Raw genomic sequence first — 19,717 nt, 5'->3', positions numbered from 1 at the left:
CTAGAAGCATTTGAGGACAATAGCATTCGTCATGCTAATAATCCAACACAGAGGAGAGAAACTCAATGACAGTAGCCTCACAAGTTAAAACATGTTTATCTTCTTTAAAAGGTGCTCAAGCCAGTCTTGAACAATTTGCACTAGAAACACAAAACGAGAGTGCAAAAACCTTGTTCACGAACGCAGCCGAGCAAACACAACAAATCGTAACTCAAGTAGAGAACCGGGTAACCGAATTGGAGTCCGAAGAGCCTCAATATAAAGGATTTTAATTAAAATTAAAGGGGTCTTAGGCTAGAAAAACTAGCTTTAAGACCCCTTTTCATCATGTACAACATTCGAACGAATGCCACGCTTGCCCTTATTAGCAGGAATTAGTATCTGAACAGAAGTGCCAATTCCAACACGGCTAAAAATGGTTACGCCGTACTCAGATCCATATTGCAGTTTAATCCGCTGATCTACATTACGGACCCCATAACCTGTATTCGTGTGGCCCTTTGGATCAAAAATTTGATCAATACGTTCCTGTCTCATGCCGATTCCATCATCAATGATGCGGAATAGAATATCATTGCCCTCTTTACGCCCAACAATGCGTAAATGAATGTGATCACCACACCAGGCGTGCTTCAGCACGTTCTCGATAAAGGGTTGTAGAATCAGTTTTATAGTCTCATAAGGCCAGATTTCTGTATCAAAATCAAACATAACTTCCAGACGATCACCGTATTTAATTTTCTGAATTTCTAAATAAGCGTTTGCCTGCTCAATTTCAGTCGGGACCGGAATCATGGTTCGTCCTTCATTAAGCGTCAGGCGATAAAACTTCGCTAATTCCAGCACCATCTGCTGCAGCTTCTCATTTTGACCAAACTTGGCTAATTGAATAATAGATGACAACGTATTATATAGAAAATGAGGATTGATTTGTGATTGCAGAATTTCAAGCTCTGCTTCCTTCTTCTGGAGCTGCGTCAAATATACCTCTTTAATCAACATATCGATATTTTCGCCCATATCATTTAATGCGGTTGCAATCTGAGAGAATTCATCCTTGCCTCGATAGGAAATACGCTTGTGAAGATCACCTTCCCGATAGGCATTCAGCACGTACACGAACTTATTAATCCGAATTGAAAAATATCGGGATATAAATATGCCGACAAAACTAAAAACTACACAACAGATGAGACACATCAAAATAATAAACAGTCGTACCTTCACTGCATCCTGTTCAAGAATCGTAATTGGAACTAGCGCGTTTAATTGCCAAGCTTGGTTAGAAACTGTAACTGTTTCACTAATCGTCAGGTAATCCTTATTAAGTTCGGCTTCGTTGGAATAGTGCTCTGGTAGTTCTCCCGATTGGTACATCGTTCTTCCGAACTCGTTTTTTAAAATTAGAATACTTCCTTTTCCTATCTTCGTATAATTCACACTATTGAACAGATCTGGAATGCCTACATTAATCCGCAGGAAGCCAATCTCCTTAGGTACAAGAGGATCATATGTATCTATTAATCTACGTAGCAACGAGATACGATTATTTTCTACATCGCGCTCAATCTGCCACCATTTCATAGTCTCCGCATATTTCTCGGTTGGAAAATCATAATACCAGGATTTCCCTTCAATCCGGTTCATATGGTAAAGATGATAGAAGCTACTATTATCCAGATAGCCCTCTAGTGAATTCGAATAGATCTCAGGAATGGATTCATTCTTTAAAAATAGCGACATCCCAATCCTCATACCCGTTGATTGAATAGCTACGTCCAGCTTTGGAAGTACCTTCATAGACATCCGGTCATAATTCTCCCAGCCTTCTTCATAGCTTCGCAGATTCCGATAGAAATCATAATCACTATATAATTGCGTGGATATCCGGGTAACTTCCCCCATTTTATAATCAATATTATCGCGAATTTGCAACAACGTACCTTTAATATTCGAACTTGTATGCTCGCGTAATGAATCATTGTACATAGAGTGAGAGACAAAACCTATCACAGATACTGGGATAATAATGAAAAAAATATACGTCAGCATTAATTTATACCCTATCGGCACATACTTATGTTTACTTCTTGGTTGTTTCATGCAACATCATCCCCCATCACTTCTCCCGCTTACGATATTCCATAGGTGTCATACCATAGGCTTCTTTGAATTGTCTGCTGAAGTAAGGAAGATAACGGTAACCTACCTGGCTCGCGATTTCATAGATTTTACACTTCGGATCTTTCAAAAGCTTGCCGGCTTGTTCCATTCGCAGCTGAATGAGTACTTCGCTGAACGTTTTCCCAGTTTCCTCTTTAAATAGATATCCCAAATAGTTGGGTGAGAAAGAGAACTGCTGTGCAATATCCTTTAACGTAAAATTCTCGCTCATCTTATCCTTCATCATTTGCATAATTTCTCTAATCAGTTTATTGTTCACTGACTCTGTTTTACTGCGTAGATACTCGGATATTTCAAACGTTTTGAGTACAAGCCAAGAGCGTATATCACTGATCGTATCGAATTGAAGCAAAATATCTAAACTATGTAACTCCATACCTAAGATTTCAAATAAATCCTCACTAACCTCTTTCAACTGCTGATCCAGCTTCCATATAATATACATGGCTAGATTATGAATCGTGAATTTAGATCTTAAACTACTCACGGATTTAAACAGCTTATCGATCTCGTCATAAATAAGGACTAACTCATATTCTTTCATCGCTTTAAAAAGTGTATCCATACGGGCATCCAACGTACGGGCATCAATCATTCCAGGTTCGCTGCTAACCGTTTCATACATAATTAGTTTGCCCTTGCCGAGAAACATCTTTCCGTCAACGGCTTCCATAGCTTGCCGATAGGAGGTGTGGACCTGGTCCATAGCAAATGTAGGCTTCCCTACCCCTACGGTCATAGTGACAGGAAATTTTGTGCGAATTGACTCATAAATTTCTTCAATAAACTTCTCCATCTCCTGTTCGTTAATCAACAACGCGATTCGATAAGAAGATACCTTATAGCAATGTGGCATACCGTGCTTCTGAGCAATAGTATTCACTTCATACAGAAAGTCCTTGGACATTAGATGTTTAGTTAGATTATCCTGTTCTTGCAACCAGTTGAAATAATCCAGCTCCAAAACCGCCACACGTATAGGCCATTCCAGCTTATCCAGACCGTAGGACTTCATAAGCTTTAACATTCCAGCTTGAGTGTCCCCCTCCCATTCCCCTTCAAATAAGCGGATCAACAAATCATTCTTGGCCATAGGAATCATATGCTGATAAGCTTCTTCAACGTCACGCCGTTTACTTTCATCATCTAAATCCTGCTTTACTTTCTGTAGTGCAGCAATAAGTTCCTTGTCATCCATTGGCTTAAGGACATAGCTATATGCTTTTAGTGAAAGCGCCTGTTTCACATAGCTGAAATCCTGGTAACCGCTTACAAAAATCACACGTATATCGTTTTTTTTCTCTATGGCAATCCGAGCCAGCTCTAGACCCGACATATTCGGCATATTCACATCACTAACAATAATATCAATAACATGCTGTTCTAAAATATCGCATGCCGTAAACGCGTTATTCGCTGCCTCCACGACCTGCATACCCAGTTCATTCCAAGGAATGAATTGTCTCATGCCTTCAAGATCAAGCATCTCATCGTCTACTAATAATACGTTGTACATCAACACAATCCCCCTTTGAAATGTTTTAATCCAACCAGCTGAATTCTACTAACCAATCTTTTTCAGTATACCATTCATTCTCTTCCCTAACAGCTGATAAAACAATGAGTACAAGAAATGGGACGTAAAAACGAAGGCTTGCTAAATAGCAAACCTTCGTATTACAAATTATTATTTACCTAAAGCTTTCTTATTTTCTGTCCATACTTTTGTTACATAATCAAGGAATTTCTCATAGCCAACCTTGATAGAATCTTCATGTGCTTTATCAAGAATTGCTAATGCTTCTGCATCAGTCTTCGCATACATCGATTTTGCTCTTGCTGTTAACCAGATATCTCTGACACTTTGTCTGATAATCCCTTCTTCACTGTCTGGAGCCGGATCCCAATTCAGGAACTCCGTAAAGTCACCTTGCGAAGCCCAAGTTACTTCCATCTGCCAACGGTTACTAAAGTCAATCTTGTCAGCTGGAAGGGTTTGCAACATCATTTTCTTTGTATTATCCAAGAAAACAGTATTACCTACCCATACCAAGTCACCGGCTTTTCCGTTAATTTCGGACAGAGCTTCTGGCTCATTCAGATATTTATCTTTATTAAATTTAGGAGTAAGTCCATCTGCTTCAAATCCATCCCAATAACCTTCTGGTCCTGGAGGACCCCAGTTAAGAACCATAGAACCTTCTGGTCCTGTCATCCAGTCAAGCATAGCGAATACAGCCTCTGGATTTTTAGCGTTTTTAGTGATTGTAGCAACGTTCCAACCTAACTGATTATACGTTCCTGGAGTAATCTTACTTTGATCCAAACCAGCTTTGTAAATCGGTTTAATAAACATATATCCAGCTTCCGGATCCGTCTTCTTCATCTCTTCATCAGCAGTGGCGAGCAATTTCATTGGATCAAAAGTCGCAATAACAGCAAACTTGCCATTCATCGCTTTCTCTCTAATTTGATCTTCTGTTTGAGTATTCGCATCCTGCGTCATTAGCTTCTCACGCATTAATTTAGCAGCAAATACAACTGACTCACGGAATCCTTCATCCTTGTATATCGAACCCATTTTGTCGCCATCAGGTACGGCGTATATTCTAGTATACGACAGATTACTCTCTTTAAAAGAGGAGAATAACTGGTCAATTCCGTTACCATCTCTCGCTAAACCCGTCTCGAACGGAATAACGTCAGGGAACTTCGCCTTAACAGCATTTAAATAAGCATACAAATCATCTGTCGTTTCTAGCTTAGGAGAACCAAGCTCTTTGTAAATCTTTTTATTAATAGCATAACCGGCATTTCCGTTTGGCTGAGTTGTATAATAATTCGGCAGCTGATAGATCTTCCCATCAGGGGACCGAAGCAATTCCAAATGTCCAGCTGTTAAGTATTTCTTAAAGTTTGGATATTTATCAATATATTCATCCAAAGGAACTAGCATATCCGCTTGGCGAAGACGTTCTACGTCAGCACCTTTCTCGGTCCACACAATATCCGGCAGCTCGTTACCAACGATCATCGTTTGCAGCTTTTGAGCGTTATTACCACCAGAGCTAATTCCTGTGACATTGATCTTCAGATTATCTAAAATCCATTTAGAAGCAGCATCTTTGCCCCATTTCGGCATTTGATACCAGCCGTAATTTCCGTAGAATGAGACTTCAAGCGGTTCTTTCCCTAATTCATACAAATCAGCCGCAGGTGCTTCAGTTGCTGTGTTGACCGCTGTTCCTCCTTCTTTCTCTGGTTCAGCAGTTGCCGCCGGAGCGCTTGAATTGTTGCCACCACAACCCGCCACCAAAGTCGTTAATAGCAAGGTAGACATCATACCGAGAAGCATCTTTCTCTTAGTCTTCAATGTATTTTCCCCTTTCAATTTGTAATCTATGTTCAAAGCAATACGCTCTAAACCCATTCTCATTCTATCATCCTACTCTTTCAATGATCCGACCAAGACCCCTTTAACGAAGAATCTTTGTAGGAATGGATACACACATACAATCGGAATGGTTGCAACCATGATCGTAGCCATCGTTAATGACTTCGAGGTTATTTTCTTTGCCGAGTTAATATGAGCAATGGAGCTTGCATCTACATTAGACAGCTGTTCTGAAGCAATATTAGAGAACAATATCTGTCTTAAGATGGTCTGAATCGGCATTAACTCCTCTTTCGTAATGTAAATACTCGCTACGAACCACTCATTCCAGTGATTTACTGCTGTGAACAAAGATAATGTTGCTATAACTGGTCCCGACAAAGGAAGTACGATGCGGACAAAAGTCCCCCAATATCCGCAACCGTCAATCTTTGCTGACTCCTCTAAACCTTGTGGAAGGCCTTGAAAGAAGGTCCGGAATATGATCATATTCCATACGCTGACCAGTGCAGGAATTATAAACACCCAAAATGAGTTGAAGAGACCTAAACTTCTGATAAGCATGTAAGACGGAATGAGTCCCCCACCGAAATACATAGTAATGATACACATAATCATGTAGTATTTGCGACCCATCAGTTCACGCTTCGACATTCCATAAGCGAATATCGAAGTGGCCAGTATCGCTGTTACTGTACCGATTACTGTCCGCAATGTAGCAATGACGAATCCACCCATTAGACGAGAATCTTCAAAAACGATCTTATAATTCTCAAGCGTGAACTCACGGACCCAGAAAGTAACTCCACCTTTCGAAGTATCCATCCCCTCATTAAAGGAAATAACAAGTGAGTTCCAAAATGGATAAAAAGCGGAAAATGCCAGTAAGGTCAAAAATACATATATGAATCCTATAAATATTCGATCTCCTATATTAATACGTTTCATAGTTTGGTCCCCCTATATTGAGTAATTCATTACCACAAGCTGTTCCCTGCTCTTCTGGCAATGAAGTTGGCAAAGGTAAGTAATGTCACGCTGATCACGGCCTTGAACAATCCGATAGCAGTCGCATAGGAGTACCTGAAATTGTCTATACCGACACGTACAACATATACATCAACTGAATCTGACACTTCTCGCAGAGCTGGATTGGAAGCTAGGATCAAAATATCTTCGAATCCTGCATTCACCAGATTACCGATTGCCAAAATCATAAAGATGATTACAACTGGCATAATTGAAGGCAACGTTATCAAATATATCTGTTTAAACCGACTTGCACCATCCATCGAAGCCGCTTCGTATAAATGCGGGTCAATACCAGCAATGGCAGCTAAGTACACGATTGAAGCAAATCCAATTTCTTTCCATACATTGGTTGTAACTAAAATGCCCCAGAAATATTCTGTCATGGAAAGGAAGTTGATCGGTTCATCAATGAATTTCAATTTCTCAAGCAGCATATTTATACTGCCGTTATCTACGGATAACATCGAGGTAACCATTGAGCCGATAACTACCCAAGATAAGAAGTGAGGCAAGTAAGTAACGGTCTGAATCACCCGTTTAAAGAACATCTTACGGACTTCGTTCAGCATTAACGCCAAAATAATCGGTGCAGGAAACCCAAAACAAAACTTCAGTAAGCTGATAATGATTGTATTTTTCATAACCACTTCAAATTCAGGAGCATTAAAGAAGTAAATAAAGTGCTTTAAGCCAACCCAGTCACTGCTAATAAAGCTATTCCCTAACTTGTAATCCTGGAATGCAATTAGAATCCCGTACATGGGGATATAGGCAAAAATAAAAACTAGAACAAGTGCTGGTAATACCATAAGCTGTAGATCTATTTGCTTAAAAAAGCGTCTGATCCCGCTAGTTCGTTGCTTGTTGAGATTCGGTCCGGATCTCTTGTCTGGTGCGACGCTTGCGTTCGCCATAGGTGAATCCTCCTTGTGATGATTTTGAAGATATGTACAGATAATTGATGTCCTTTCTCCCTCCGCTATAGTTGCAACATTTATAAAATAATCATAAGGTTTAAGCGCTTTCAAAAATATATGACAAAACAACTATTATTGATACTTTGACACTCTCTTGCATTAGCTCTTCTCATATTCCTTAAGCTTGAATAAAAAAAGACACATACAGAGATAACATCTGCATGTGTCTTTGACTTTCTCCTTAATTAGCAAGAGTCCTCAGTATTTCTTCATTTATCTTTTCAGTAATTACTCTTTGGATCTTTCCATCATCTAGATAAACAATAGAAGGAACTGAATCTATTCCTAGCTTGGCAGCAAGTCCGGGTGACTTATATACATCTACCTTTGTGACCCTGACATCCGAATGGGATTGCTCAAATCCCTCAATTAGAGGCAATAACTCCCGACAGGAAGGATCTGTGGCATTCCATAAATAAACAACAGATGCTTTGCCTTGATTCAGAATTTGATGCTCATACACCTCACATTCAGATATATACTTCTCTGCACCATACCCTGCAATGGCACCATCGCCAACAGCGGTAGCAACTTGTTTTAGAAATTTATCGCACACATCTCCTGCTGCAAAGACCCCAGGTATATTCGTTTCCATTTTCTCATTAATAAGTACATATCCATTACGATTTAGATCTACTACCCCTGATAAAATTTCTGTGTTAGGGGTGTATCCAATAAATAAGAAACATGAATCGACCTTTACGTTTTGCAGTTCATTAGATTTTAAATTTTTCAGGACGACGGAATTCAAACGTTCCTCACCTTCGAAAGAACTTACCACCGTATTCCACATGAATTCCATTTTAGGGTTTTCTAGTGCCTGCGTTTTGGCAATTTCATTACAATCCATTTTCCCATGATCATGCATGACAGATACGATCACTTTATCTGCAAACTTAGTCAGAAACATCCCTTCCTCAATAGCTGCATCACCACTGCCAACGACCATAACTGTTTTCCCCGTATTTGCCGCAGCGTCACAGGTTGCACAAAAGGAAATTCCTTTATCATATAAGAACATATCTTCATTAGCTGCACCTGTAATTCTTGGTTTTCCTCCACTGGCTATGATAATGACTTTACATTCATATCGAACCCGAAAGGTTTCCACTACTTTAATCCCTTCCGCTGCCGAGACAGATTTGACATCTGTCATTTTGAAATCCACACCAAATTTTTTGGCTTGTTTATGAAATAATCCCATAAGATCTGTTCCGGTCGTTCCTTCAGGAAAACCAGGATAATTTTCTATTTCATTAGTATAAGTCGCAAGACCGCCTACCAGCGATTTTTCCAAAAGAAGTGTCTTCAATTTTGCTCGTCCACAATAGATCCCTGCTGTTAATCCAGCAGCCCCGCCACCGATAATGACGACATCATACTGTTCTGTCTTCTTTTCCATTTCAATTGACCCTCCTGTGTAGACTATGATTTCAATAAAATAGGCTGACTCTCGTCAGCACTATAAGCTCAGCCTATTTCACTTTTACATAAAGAATTTGGCTAATAATTTACTGCCTATAAATGCACCAACCAGCAGGAACAATCCAAAAATCCAGCCTGAAAGCGATAAAGAAGCTATAGCCGTAAATAATGCACCTATATTACATCCATTAGCCAGTCTAGCTCCGTACCCCATGAGCAACCCACCAAGTACAGCCGCCACTACCTGCTTTTTGGACTTAATTTTCTTAAGCTTGAACTCGGAAGCAAACAATGTCGCTGCTAATGCACCTAAGATAATCCCTACATTTCGAATAGACCCACCATCATTCAAAAATCCGGAAGATAATGTTTTTTGAGCTTTCTCCGTACTAAAGTAAGCCCAGTTATCTACATTTCCTCCTACCAGTCGATACGCCCAAGCTCCCCAGTCCGCGAAGGCGCTGGTTACTCCCCATCCTTTTGAGAAAACAGCCAGATGTGCTGTAGCGAACACAGCGAGAAGTACAGCTCCAGTTACATAAGTAAACGGTTCTTTGAGCAATTGCTTGTAAAAGCGGTTAGACGATATCTTCAACCAGAATTCGTTCACCGTTTCATTCACCGTCCTTTCCTACTTAGCGATCCTATTTTACCTTCTCAATAACAACTTCCCACTCGCCATCATCGACCTCTTCGATTTCCACATTATGTCCCTGTTTTCTCGCCCATTCTGGTACGTTTTTCATTGCGCAGCTATGATCAATAGCAACAACTAGAACGTCTCCAACATTTAGTTCAGTCATTTTCTTTTCTGTTCTCATTAACGGTACCGGACAAGCTTCTCCCAGGCAATCAAGTGTAAATTCAGCCATCTTAAAAACCACCTTTTATATTTTTTAAAATTCCTAATAGTGAAAATATTCACGTAATAACTTAAACTAATCTGCGCTTCCCATCTTTTTCTCTTGCCATTTAACTGCAGCGATGTACAACAGAAGAATGATCAGGAACTGAACAACTAGCGCTCCAAGCCAACCAAAGACGTCTGGTAAAAATACAGTGGGTGCATCCTTTATAACGTTAGCTCTCCACCAACCCATATCATGTGATCCCCAAAGTGACCCAATGACAAAAAACACAAGTGACAACATCTGCATCGTGAATCCTTCACCTACACGCATCAATGTACCCGAAGCGCAACCCCCTGCAATAACCATGCCTATTCCGAATAATACTGCGCCAATTATCAAAGCAAAACTGATTTGACCCACATTATCCATCCCAGGAATCGGTTTACCTTCCAGGAATGCTGGATACTTTATGGCTGTAAATCCGATCGTAGCGAGAGAAAATGCTATCAGTACAGCTCTTGTTACCGATGTGCTGCCTGTAATACATGGATCTCTAAGTGATGCAGTAAAACAGAAACGTGATCTTTGCAAAATAACGCCAAACGAAATACCGAAAAGCAGGTAGACAACCATTTTATCGTGGGAATGGTCTAGGAAAAAACCAAACCCAATAATGAGAACTGTGACCAGCAACGCGATGGGCAACTGACTCTTTTTAGGTTTTCTAGGAGCTCTGGTTCGAGTTGATTTCGTTTCGGGACTTACGGTTTGCCCCATAGTCTAACACCTCCATCGTTTTATGTAATTGACTATGTGAAAATAGTAACATACTTATTTGCGCTGTGGTTATCTGCTTTCTTTATGCTGTATAAGTGTTACTAATGGCACAGATGGAGCGTAATCAAGTATGCTATAGTTTGCACTAACAGCGGGCAACAGGAGGAATAAGTATGAATATGGAAACGCTTAAATTATTTTTAGATATTGCTTCGTTAAAAAGTATATCTAAAGCCGCTCAGAAATCTCATATCACCCAATCCGCACTGAGTCAGCAGTTGAAATCCTGGGAGAATACCTTGGGTTCTGAGCTTTTTGTGAGAAGTAATAAAGGGGCCAGCCTAACAGAAGCAGGGATTATAGCAGAGAAGTATGCGGAGCAAATCTGTAAATTGTATGATGATATGGTCACAGAGATCAATCATTTACAGCCAACACAACATGAGCTGTCTATTTATGCGATTCCAGAAGTCTGTAATTATGCCCTGCCATGTACTTTATATGAGGTAAAAAAGCATTTTCCCAATTGCCATATCACTCTAAACGAAGGGGCATCGTCACTGGTAGAAGAACGTTTGCTTCTTGAAGAAGGTGATGTTGGCTTTATTTCCGGGCCTTCCCCGAAATCTGAATTAAGCTCCAATATGGTGTTTTCTGATCAAGTTATGCTAGTGGCAAGCAGTACGACCGTTTGTCCTGATAAAATCACACTGAATGAGCTCCCTAAATATCCGTTAATCTGGTCCTCACAGCTTCATTGTGTGCAAAGGGCTTTAAATAACATATCTGCGGGTGAGCTTAAATTAAACATACTGTTTAATCTGGACTCCCTTGAGGCGGTAAAGCTTGCTGCAATTAGAGGACATGGTGTTGCCTTTCTGCCTTATATGTCCATAAAAAAAGAGTTGTATAGTAAACAACTCAAGATTATTCATATTGATCAGTTCCAAGTAAATAACGATGTCTACATGGTAAAAAAACATAATCAGCGTTGTGACAATGATACGAAACAATTAATTCGTTATATAGAAAAGACATTGATTGATACATTGTGTTGAACTTATATCTCAATCGTAATCTCCCATACCCCATTAATAACTTCTTGGATGGTACATTTCAAATTTGAACCACGACAGTAATCCGTGATGGAAACTTTTGCGCAGCTATGATCAGTAACCAGCATCACCTGTTCGCCATTTTGAATGGCTTTTTGATGTTTTTTTAACATCATTACTGGTACTGGACAGATTTCTCCCAGACAATCAATTTCAATCATGAAGTTACCATACTGAATTGAATGGGTAGCACCCCCACGTTTGTTTCGATCTTTATCGAGCCAGCTTCACCAAGGATCCCCTTTGTTTTTAAAGCAAATAAAGATGCCATTGTAGCATGTCCACAAAGATTGATCTCATGGCCTGGCGTAAAATACTTAAGCCTTAAATCAGCTACATCTGATGAGACTACAAAAACTGTTTCGTTAAAACCGACCTTATGAGCTATCGCTTGCATGTCACTTTCGCTCAAATGAGCCGCATCTAATACTACACCAGCTGGATTTCCTTTGTTGGGATAAGGAGAAAAAGCATCATAATGAAGTACTTTTATGTTGTTCATTGGTTAGTCTCCTTTCAATTTATTTCAATAAAGCTTGATAACTTCACGAAGTGAGAAACTCAGCAGTAAAAATTTCTATTTCTCTTAAAACTTCTTGGCGGTTAGATATCGCATTACATATATAAAAACGGTCTTTATTGTGCTCATGAAACTGTTTAATTACATTAGGCTGCTGATTTAAGAATTCTTTATGAAGAGCTTCACAATCAAGATGAGTATCATGAAGTTCCTTGAGTTCAAATACAAGGACATCTTTTTTGTGCTGGATTATTTCACAGACCACATCTTTTGCGTATATACCGTGAGTTAATAAGATTCTTAATGCCGATAGGTCATTGGCTTTTTCCTGTGAAATCTTAATTAATTCTGCTTGTATCTGTTGGACTTGTTTCGTGTTCCAATGATCAATTAATTTTTCGAAAATCCAATACACCCATTCTTGATCATCGCTGTGTTGATTTAGTACATCTTTAACATATGGAATCATCGGATCCCCTATTTCAAGTAAAAAACCAGCTATTTCCCCCGCACCTGGCCAATTTAAATCTTGTATCCATTCAAGCAAACCCGGCAATATGCTTTTCACACGTGGATATCCTAAACGTATGACTGTTTCAGCCGCTCCATCCCAATAGTCTTTTGATATAGGTTGTACTAATAAATGCAAAGCTTCATCCTTTATATATTGTAGCTTATTAATTGCATCTTCCTTTTCCTCTTCGCGTGTGTGCCATGATAATTTTTTGATTAGACTAGATGCTTCTTCCACTAGATTCACCCTTTGAACTTGAATTTTCCACCACGCCGTTCTAGCTACAACACTGCTTTCTTCCGCTTCATTATCCAAATTATTAATAAGACGATAACCGATGTCCCCAATAAGAAATACATCCAAATCGTTTTTTTAACCAATTCATCATTGGGATAATGGCCTTTATTATAAGCTTTTACAAAGATATCCTCTTGGGTCTTAATAGCAATGTAATCTTTTGGATCGGTATTGATAATTGAGTAGTAGGGCGTACCTTTAGGATAAATATTCGAGAAATTCCCCCTGTACGTGCCTTCCTCATCGGAATATTTAGTTACATGCCCTATCTTCTTATCGATTTCTTCGGAGGGGATGAGTTCATCGTCTGATATTTCGTAGATGTCACCTGAATAAACAACAAACGAACCGGCCCAATCCGCGTAGACCGCATGTAATGGCAATAAAGCAATTATGGCTAGAATTACAATAATGAATTTCTTCATCTCAACCTCCTAGCTTTGGGATTCGATTGATTTATAGATTGTTTTGAAATCTTTTCCATTATTTAATCCATCAATAAGCTCCACTAAACCTGACAAAGATTCCAAACCATCTATTAATTTCTGAATGGGCGATCACATCCGCGTTAAATCCGTCTGGATCAATATCGTTCAAAAGTATCGTTGTTGTGACCTCTGTAAAATCTGGTTCTACATAAAAGGTTGAGGATTTATCATATAGACAACAATCAGCATCAGAAGCAAAAATGAAAGAAATGCGGTGATGATTATGAGTTTCTTTCTTTTTTTGATCATAGGGATTAACTCCTTACGATTTAGATACAAAGTGATTTCCGATAAATGTATTTATGATCCTCATCCATATCCGTTGATTTCATATACCCCACACTGCGCCAAAACCTTTCATTTGCATCATTAGTCGGGGTTAACTCGATATACTTTGCACCGTCTGCATAAACATGTTTTTCGACCATTGAATAGGCAAATTCACCATACCCTAAATTCCGATACGTAGGTTCAATATAATACTCCATTAAAAAACACTTTCCACCCTCATCAAAATAAGTAACATACATTAAAAATCCAAGCACAGTACCGTCCTTATGTATAAGAAACAAATTTAAAGGATTTATATCTCTTGTTCTTAGCTCTTCAATGATCTCTCTATACTCGTCTGAATAAAAGTAATCCAGGTCAAAATCATCGCCCATAGATACGTGGAGAGATAATTCATTAATGTAACTATTAAAAAGTCCCCAAAATATATCTACATCCGATTGATCTTTTGCTGCAAAAACCTCTAAATGGATCGTATTCATTTCAACCTCCTTAATCATAGTTTTTAATGAAAATCTTAAACGAACTCTCAATTGCGTCAAAATCAGTCGAGCCAATAATTTGATCCATGACCTTGCCATCAGAGTTTATAAAAAACAACGCAGGAAAAGCTTGTTCACCAAATTGTTTATGGAGATCACCTGTTTCATCTAGGAGAACAGGATACTTTATGTTGTAATCCGCCACGTATTGTTTTACTTCAGAAAGATCATCTTGATAAAGCAAATTGATTCCGTATATGTTCACTCTATTTTTATATTTCTCATACAATGAGACAATCTTAGGAGCGTCGTCATTACAATATGGACACCATGAGGTGAAAAATACGAATACAGTGGGTTTCTCCGTGAAGTCCACTTGTATTTTGTTTCCATTCGCCAACTCTTTTAGTTCAATGTTCTCAGGACTCTTAATGGGTTTAGAAGTGTTGTTTACTACGACAAGTATAATCGAGCTTAATGCAATCAAAAATATAAATGTACTTACAATAATAGATATCTTCTTCAAAAATAATCCGTCCTTTTATACTTCCTTAGTTACATTAAGCTTTTTCCATTTGCGAATCTTAGAACGAAAAGTCTTAAACGGTGCTACTGAATTAATATGAATCCATTTGACCATTGGCCATCTTGGATTGTTTCCTGTCCATTTCCGCACGCCTTGCGTAAAAAGTTCTTCATCACTTAAAGAATCAATCCAGTTCTGCCACTGATGCTCTGTCTCTTGAAATAAAGATCTTAACTCGTCTAATGAGTAGGCAGCATATGTATGATAAAACGATTGATATAATCCGCCAAGCTGATTCCATTTATAATCCGGTGAAGGTGTAATAACGGTTAACCCTGCTTTTTCATCCTTATCCCATTTCATAATAAGATTCAACCAGCCCAATTGATAAGCAATGATTTCTGCTGGGGTACGATCAACCCCTTCCATACGATTGTCTCTTTGGGAGTGCTCAATGCCATCAAATTCATGATCAAGAGACTGATAGGCAATATGAATCGCATCTTTCAATTCTTCTTTTGATAGATAATCTTGTGTAGACATCATACCCCTCCTTTAAAACACTTTTTTAAATTACTTTACAAACGTATTATGTACTCGCTCTGATTTCAATAAATATGCAGTCCAAATTGCACACGTAAACACTGACCTAATGATCCCTTTGAGTGAATCTCCATTTCCAAGTTCTCTGGCAAGCGGAATTTGATAAAGAAGTACAACATCAATGATTCCTACTACAGGGATTGCAATATAGAAAATAATCAATAACCGTGGTAAAAATGCTTTTTTTCTGTAGAAATTAATTAGAATATATACACTAAACGCTAATATAGCTATATTGAAAGTGGTTTCAAAAACAATTATAAATCCCCACAAGGGATGATAGAAATCCGAACCTTTAGAAGTAAAAGCAGTCCAGATATCGGCATCAAATGCTGTAAAAGAATCCTGAAAAAGCTGCATCAACTGAATGATAATCGTCCCATAAAGACCGATTTGTACAAGAATCAACCATCCCCCAAGTCCTGATATCCCTAATGGTTTATAATCATTTTTCTTTTCGTTTAAATTAGTTTCCACGTCAACTCTCCCTGTTTATCATCTATCACTGCTATTTATCCATAATATCCCTAAACAATTGTTCTTTTTCTTCATCTAGATCCTGATAAATCCCTAAATAATCAAAGATTTCAAATGAAAAATCAACAAATGCACGGCCTTTAGCAGTAATGATATGTTCATCTCTAACTACTCTCTTATCAACATAATTGTCTCTTGGAAATGGATCATCTACATTAAGTTTACTGATTCTTTCTACTGAACACGAAGTAGTGAATTTACAATGGTCTAAAATGCCCGCTCGTCCTAAATACTGTGGTCCATGACATATGGCTGCCAGCATCTTCTCTTCTCGATCAAGATGGTTTATCAGATCAGTTAAATCCTGTTTTTGATTTACAATCGGACCTCCGGGAATAATTAGCCCTTCAATATCATTAAGCTTAACTGCTTCTTTGAGGACCAAATCAGGTTGATAAGTCAGACCAGATTCGCTAACTACAGATTCATAACTGTATCCTACGGATAACACTTCTTTTTTTCCAACATTTCTAATCTTATGTAGTGCCAAGGTAATCTCAAAATCCGCAAAATCATCAGATATGAAGCAAAGAATTTTGCCCATCGCACACTCCACCTTTTTTACAAAGTGATTTTATCACCCACAACAATACACTTACTGTTACTGCCATGCCCAATCTCAGCTGTCTTTATGATAGGAATGGAGGCGGAATGGCTAATTTCCTTCACATACTCTTCTACTATCGGGAATTCATTAAAGTTCTCAAGTTCTGAAAACGACCCTAGAATCAATCCAGCACAAGCATCAAAATATTTCAATTGCTGGAGCTGAGCAAAAAAGGAGACTATTTTGTTAGCTCTGCCACTTAAACTCTCCAACAATAAAATTTTGTCCGAAGGATCCGGAAAATAGCTTGTCCCTGCCAGCTTCAAAAAGCAGCGAATATTCCCCCCGATTACTATCCCGCTCATCTGGTTACCACGAACCCAATGATACCGGAAATCGTAAAGATCGTTTTGACCCTCGAAGAATGTTCGATAAAAAGCCCTTTGCTGCTCCGCCCCATCAGAAGACACTAAATTCATCAACTGATAATGATAGGATTTCGAATTATTTTGCGTATATAAAGCGTTCAAAATAACTGACAAATCACTCATTCCGAAAAAGGGTTTGGGGGTCATTCGGATACTTTCATAGTCTATGTACTCTAAGATCTGATTGGCAGAATCCCCACCTGAAATATCGAATATCGCGCTAATTTCAGTATTTTTAAATAGTTGATTCAGCTCCACTGCTCTTTCCATGGGATTGCCGCTGAAATAACCCTCTTTTCTAAACAAAGTATTAGCCACCACTACATGGAGTCCAAATGAATGCAAAACTCTTTTTAATTCCTCTACTTTTGCTAGGTTTTCTACTCTCACACCATCTGAACAAGCAATCAGTCCTACTTTATTCCCGTGAGTAAATTTTAAGGTTGTGTTCATTTTAATAATCCTTTCGATTCTACTTTTTAGTTTAATCTCCTCAAATTTACGATCATATTTACACCATACCATATTTAGGGATTTGAATCATTTTCTTCTTGAAATTATGAAACCACAACATGGTAATATAAGTATAATAATGCAAGATCAAATACATTGGGGGTGTACTAATGCGTAAATCACCGTTGATATTAAGCATGATATTATTATCCCTGGCGTTAATTATGGGATGTAGTTCAGAAGTAGATGATGCTACTAAAGCCGCAGAGAAATATAAAAATATAGAATATACCGTCAAGGCTTCTGAGGATTTAATGTCTGATGAATCCATTCTTGCGCGAAATGAAGAGATGAAACCGTATTTTACAGAATACTTTTCCGAAAAGGCTATAGCGAACCGAATTACAACTATCCCATTTAAAATCGCTGATACACAAAAGCTTTCTTTAAAACCGGAAAACCTAAAATTCAACCTTTCCGAACAAAAAAAGGATATTGTCGAGTTAAAATATACGGTGGATCTTGTTTTATTGGATAAGGATGACAAAGAAAGTAAACGTGTACCTTTGGAAGGTATATTGACTCTCTTTGATGTGGACGGTAAATGGTTAGTTCAAGGGGATCGATTTGATACTGTAGCATTAATGAACTTGATTGATGGGTGAATTTGAATATCCTTCTTATCATAAAAAGCAGACTGCTCTAATGAGCAACCTGCTTTTTTGAATTACATTATTTTTTTGCTCATCCTATAATTGACCAACAGAACACCTTTTCGTTCTATACTTTGTTTCGCAATAAGCTGGTATCCCAGTCGTTCAAAAAAAGGTTTAGCAGTGATGCTTGCTTCGGCATCCATTTCATAAAGACCCTGTTCTTTTGCTTTCAATTCAAGCTTATTCGCCAATGCAGAGGCTACACCTTGCCCTTGGTAATCTTTGTGAACATATAATCGATCCAAATGTCCTTCTGCTGTCATATCAGAAAAGCCCACAATAATATTATTAATTTCGGCTACATAAGTGATATTTTGACGTAAAGAAGCTCTCCAAGTATTAAGCTTAAGTGCCTCTTCCTCTTTAGGTGCCCAAGCATCCAGCTGTTCCTGTGAGTAGTCTTGTTTGTTTACGGAATGAACTGTTTCGTAGAACAATGAGATAATTTGAATAAGATCCGATTCTCGGTAAGCTCTAATATTCATTTTGATCTCCTTGCTGGCGATTGTAGTAACAGAAGTCAATCTCAAAACTCCACTAGATCGATTTTCCGGCCAGATTCAGCACTTTCCAGCGCTCCGAACACCATTGCCATACTATACCGATTATCTCTACAATTCGTCTCTGCAGGACGTTGCTCTGCCAATGACAAGAACATCTCATCCAAACACCCTTGATGGAATGTTTTACTCATCTCAACGTTTTCACCCTTTACACGCTTTACGTCACGAATGAACATATCGCTCTGATCTCCTGCAGTAACTACCTCAGCATATGGCAGCTCATGACCATCCCAGATTGCGGTTCCTTTCTCCCCGTTAACCCGCCAAGAAGCTTCCCATGACGTGGATGCACCTTCTGCACACCAAGATCCCTGATAGGTAAATATTGAACCGTCGGACATCTCGAAAATGCACACTGCCGACGCATTCCCCTCATACCATGAACCGGGAGGATTAAACTCCTGACAGTATACGGACACAGGGTTCGCGCCACTAATAAACCGGGCCTGGTCGAAGGTATGAATCGCCATATCCAGCAGCAACGGACTTTTCATAACATCACGGAACCCCCCGAAATGAGCCCCAAGGAAAAAGCTTGCACCGATAAATCCTGTTCTACCAATCGTTCCTGATTCTATGATTTTTCTTAAAGAACGAATACGAGGATCATAACGGCGGTTCTGCATCACCGCATGAGCGTTTCCAGTCCGTTCCGAGATCTCAACAATCTTATTACATTCCTCCATAGTCTCAGCTAAAGGTTTCTCACTAAACACATTACACCCAAGTTCCAATGCAGTGCTAGAAATATTGAAATGACTTCCGGGAACAGTAACGTCAAAGACGAGATTTGCTGCGGTCTCCTGTATCGCCTGCTTAATATCCGTAAACGTCAGACATGAAATCCCATGCTTCACGGCCATCGCCTCAGCCGACTCCAACCTTATATCTACTAGAGCAACGATCTTAGTATCTGTACGCAATAAAGCGTATTCAATCCATGCATTAGCCATTCCTCCGCAACCTGCAACTACTACCCGATACTGTGCTGTCATAT

General features: G+C 38.9%; 23 protein-coding genes and 1 pseudogene. 3 read left to right on the top strand and 21 right to left on the bottom strand.

Features of this window, described 5'->3' with window-relative positions:
* Window positions 1-65: 65 nt before the first annotated feature.
* Entirely contained in the window at window positions 66-272 is a 207-nt protein-coding gene (locus MKY14_RS04905; RefSeq protein ID WP_036678243.1) for a DUF1657 domain-containing protein, read from the top strand.
* A gap of 37 nt (window positions 273-309) precedes the next feature.
* Here the strand turns inward: MKY14_RS04905 and MKY14_RS04900 are convergent, their stop codons facing one another.
* The 9 genes from MKY14_RS04900 to MKY14_RS04860 form a co-directional block, all read right to left on the bottom strand.
* Window positions 310-2,103 (bottom strand): sensor histidine kinase, encoded by a 1,794-nt coding sequence (locus MKY14_RS04900; RefSeq protein WP_076185958.1) that lies wholly within the window; start codon window positions 2,101-2,103, stop codon window positions 310-312.
* Between the two features lie 16 nt (window positions 2,104-2,119).
* A complete protein-coding gene (locus tag MKY14_RS04895) occupies window positions 2,120-3,700 on the bottom strand; it encodes a response regulator (RefSeq protein ID WP_076185961.1) in 1,581 nt (526 codons plus the stop codon).
* 171 nt (window positions 3,701-3,871) lie between these two features.
* The gene (locus MKY14_RS04890) at window positions 3,872-5,557 is read right to left on the bottom strand and encodes an extracellular solute-binding protein (protein ID WP_175617374.1); all 1,686 of its coding nucleotides are present in this window, start codon (window positions 5,555-5,557) and stop codon (window positions 3,872-3,874) included.
* Between the two features lie 72 nt (window positions 5,558-5,629).
* Window positions 5,630-6,526 (bottom strand): carbohydrate ABC transporter permease, encoded by an 897-nt coding sequence (locus MKY14_RS04885; RefSeq protein WP_036678249.1) that lies wholly within the window; start codon window positions 6,524-6,526, stop codon window positions 5,630-5,632.
* 29 nt (window positions 6,527-6,555) lie between these two features.
* Entirely contained in the window at window positions 6,556-7,524 is a 969-nt protein-coding gene (locus MKY14_RS04880) for an ABC transporter permease (RefSeq protein ID WP_076129315.1), read from the bottom strand.
* A gap of 244 nt (window positions 7,525-7,768) precedes the next feature.
* Window positions 7,769-8,989 (bottom strand): FAD-dependent oxidoreductase, encoded by a 1,221-nt coding sequence (locus tag MKY14_RS04875; protein ID WP_340012542.1) that lies wholly within the window; start codon window positions 8,987-8,989, stop codon window positions 7,769-7,771.
* 84 nt (window positions 8,990-9,073) lie between these two features.
* Entirely contained in the window at window positions 9,074-9,634 is a 561-nt protein-coding gene (locus tag MKY14_RS04870) for a YeeE/YedE thiosulfate transporter family protein (protein WP_232061338.1), read from the bottom strand.
* Window positions 9,635-9,656: 22 nt separating this feature from the next.
* Entirely contained in the window at window positions 9,657-9,884 is a 228-nt protein-coding gene (locus MKY14_RS04865; RefSeq protein WP_076129313.1) for a sulfurtransferase TusA family protein, read from the bottom strand.
* Window positions 9,885-9,950: 66 nt separating this feature from the next.
* Entirely contained in the window at window positions 9,951-10,640 is a 690-nt protein-coding gene (locus MKY14_RS04860) for a YeeE/YedE thiosulfate transporter family protein (protein WP_076135115.1), read from the bottom strand.
* 173 nt (window positions 10,641-10,813) lie between these two features.
* On the opposite strand from MKY14_RS04860, the gene MKY14_RS04855 reads away from it, so the two are divergent.
* Window positions 10,814-11,698, top strand: coding sequence for a LysR family transcriptional regulator (locus tag MKY14_RS04855; RefSeq protein WP_076135116.1), 885 nt, complete (start codon window positions 10,814-10,816; stop codon window positions 11,696-11,698).
* A 2-nt stretch (window positions 11,699-11,700) separates the two neighbouring features.
* Here MKY14_RS04855 and MKY14_RS04850 read toward each other — a convergent pair whose 3' ends face one another.
* From MKY14_RS04850 to MKY14_RS04805, 10 genes and pseudogenes are all read right to left on the bottom strand, one after another.
* Window positions 11,701-11,916 (bottom strand): sulfurtransferase TusA family protein, encoded by a 216-nt coding sequence (locus MKY14_RS04850; RefSeq protein WP_076129310.1) that lies wholly within the window; start codon window positions 11,914-11,916, stop codon window positions 11,701-11,703.
* A 14-nt stretch (window positions 11,917-11,930) separates the two neighbouring features.
* Window positions 11,931-12,257, bottom strand: a pseudogene (locus tag MKY14_RS04845) (PhzF family phenazine biosynthesis protein); the annotation flags it as partial.
* Window positions 12,258-12,300: 43 nt separating this feature from the next.
* Window positions 12,301-13,026 (bottom strand): DUF5071 domain-containing protein, encoded by a 726-nt coding sequence (locus tag MKY14_RS04840; RefSeq protein ID WP_339173994.1) that lies wholly within the window; start codon window positions 13,024-13,026, stop codon window positions 12,301-12,303.
* A gap of 44 nt (window positions 13,027-13,070) precedes the next feature.
* Entirely contained in the window at window positions 13,071-13,511 is a 441-nt protein-coding gene (locus MKY14_RS04835; RefSeq protein ID WP_175617375.1) for a hypothetical protein, read from the bottom strand.
* A 332-nt stretch (window positions 13,512-13,843) separates the two neighbouring features.
* On the bottom strand, window positions 13,844-14,347 hold the full coding sequence (locus MKY14_RS04830; RefSeq protein WP_076185971.1) for a GNAT family N-acetyltransferase: 504 nt from the start codon (window positions 14,345-14,347) through the stop codon (window positions 13,844-13,846).
* A gap of 10 nt (window positions 14,348-14,357) precedes the next feature.
* The gene (locus MKY14_RS04825; protein WP_076185973.1) at window positions 14,358-14,873 is read right to left on the bottom strand and encodes a TlpA family protein disulfide reductase; all 516 of its coding nucleotides are present in this window, start codon (window positions 14,871-14,873) and stop codon (window positions 14,358-14,360) included.
* Window positions 14,874-14,888: 15 nt separating this feature from the next.
* Window positions 14,889-15,416 (bottom strand): ClbS/DfsB family four-helix bundle protein, encoded by a 528-nt coding sequence (locus tag MKY14_RS04820; RefSeq protein ID WP_076278990.1) that lies wholly within the window; start codon window positions 15,414-15,416, stop codon window positions 14,889-14,891.
* A gap of 30 nt (window positions 15,417-15,446) precedes the next feature.
* Entirely contained in the window at window positions 15,447-15,953 is a 507-nt protein-coding gene (locus MKY14_RS04815) for a DUF2569 domain-containing protein (protein ID WP_340975903.1), read from the bottom strand.
* A gap of 31 nt (window positions 15,954-15,984) precedes the next feature.
* Window positions 15,985-16,557: a DJ-1/PfpI family protein gene (locus MKY14_RS04810; RefSeq protein WP_076105584.1), complete on the bottom strand. Its 573-nt coding sequence runs from the start codon at window positions 16,555-16,557 to the stop codon at window positions 15,985-15,987.
* A 17-nt stretch (window positions 16,558-16,574) separates the two neighbouring features.
* Window positions 16,575-17,441 (bottom strand): S66 family peptidase, encoded by an 867-nt coding sequence (locus MKY14_RS04805; RefSeq protein WP_076217938.1) that lies wholly within the window; start codon window positions 17,439-17,441, stop codon window positions 16,575-16,577.
* 170 nt (window positions 17,442-17,611) lie between these two features.
* Here MKY14_RS04805 and MKY14_RS04800 point away from each other — a divergent pair, with 170 nt between their 5' ends.
* Entirely contained in the window at window positions 17,612-18,106 is a 495-nt protein-coding gene (locus tag MKY14_RS04800) for a hypothetical protein (RefSeq protein ID WP_280752851.1), read from the top strand.
* Window positions 18,107-18,168: 62 nt separating this feature from the next.
* Here the strand turns inward: MKY14_RS04800 and MKY14_RS04795 are convergent, their stop codons facing one another.
* Window positions 18,169-18,642, bottom strand: a complete 474-nt coding sequence (locus MKY14_RS04795) for a GNAT family N-acetyltransferase (RefSeq protein WP_248548186.1) — start codon at window positions 18,640-18,642, stop codon at window positions 18,169-18,171.
* Window positions 18,643-18,683: 41 nt separating this feature from the next.
* Window positions 18,684-19,715, bottom strand: a complete 1,032-nt coding sequence (locus MKY14_RS04790) for a Gfo/Idh/MocA family protein (protein ID WP_248548185.1) — start codon at window positions 19,713-19,715, stop codon at window positions 18,684-18,686.
* Window positions 19,716-19,717: the final 2 nt, after the last annotated feature.

The sequence above is a fragment of the Paenibacillus sp. FSL R5-0887 genome, assembly GCF_038002305.1.
GTDB classification, from domain to species: Bacteria; Bacillota; Bacilli; order Paenibacillales; family Paenibacillaceae; genus Paenibacillus_AQ; species Paenibacillus_AQ odorifer.
The sequence above is the reverse complement of the archived record's forward strand: the minus strand, read 5'-3'. Positions and strand labels throughout refer to the sequence as shown.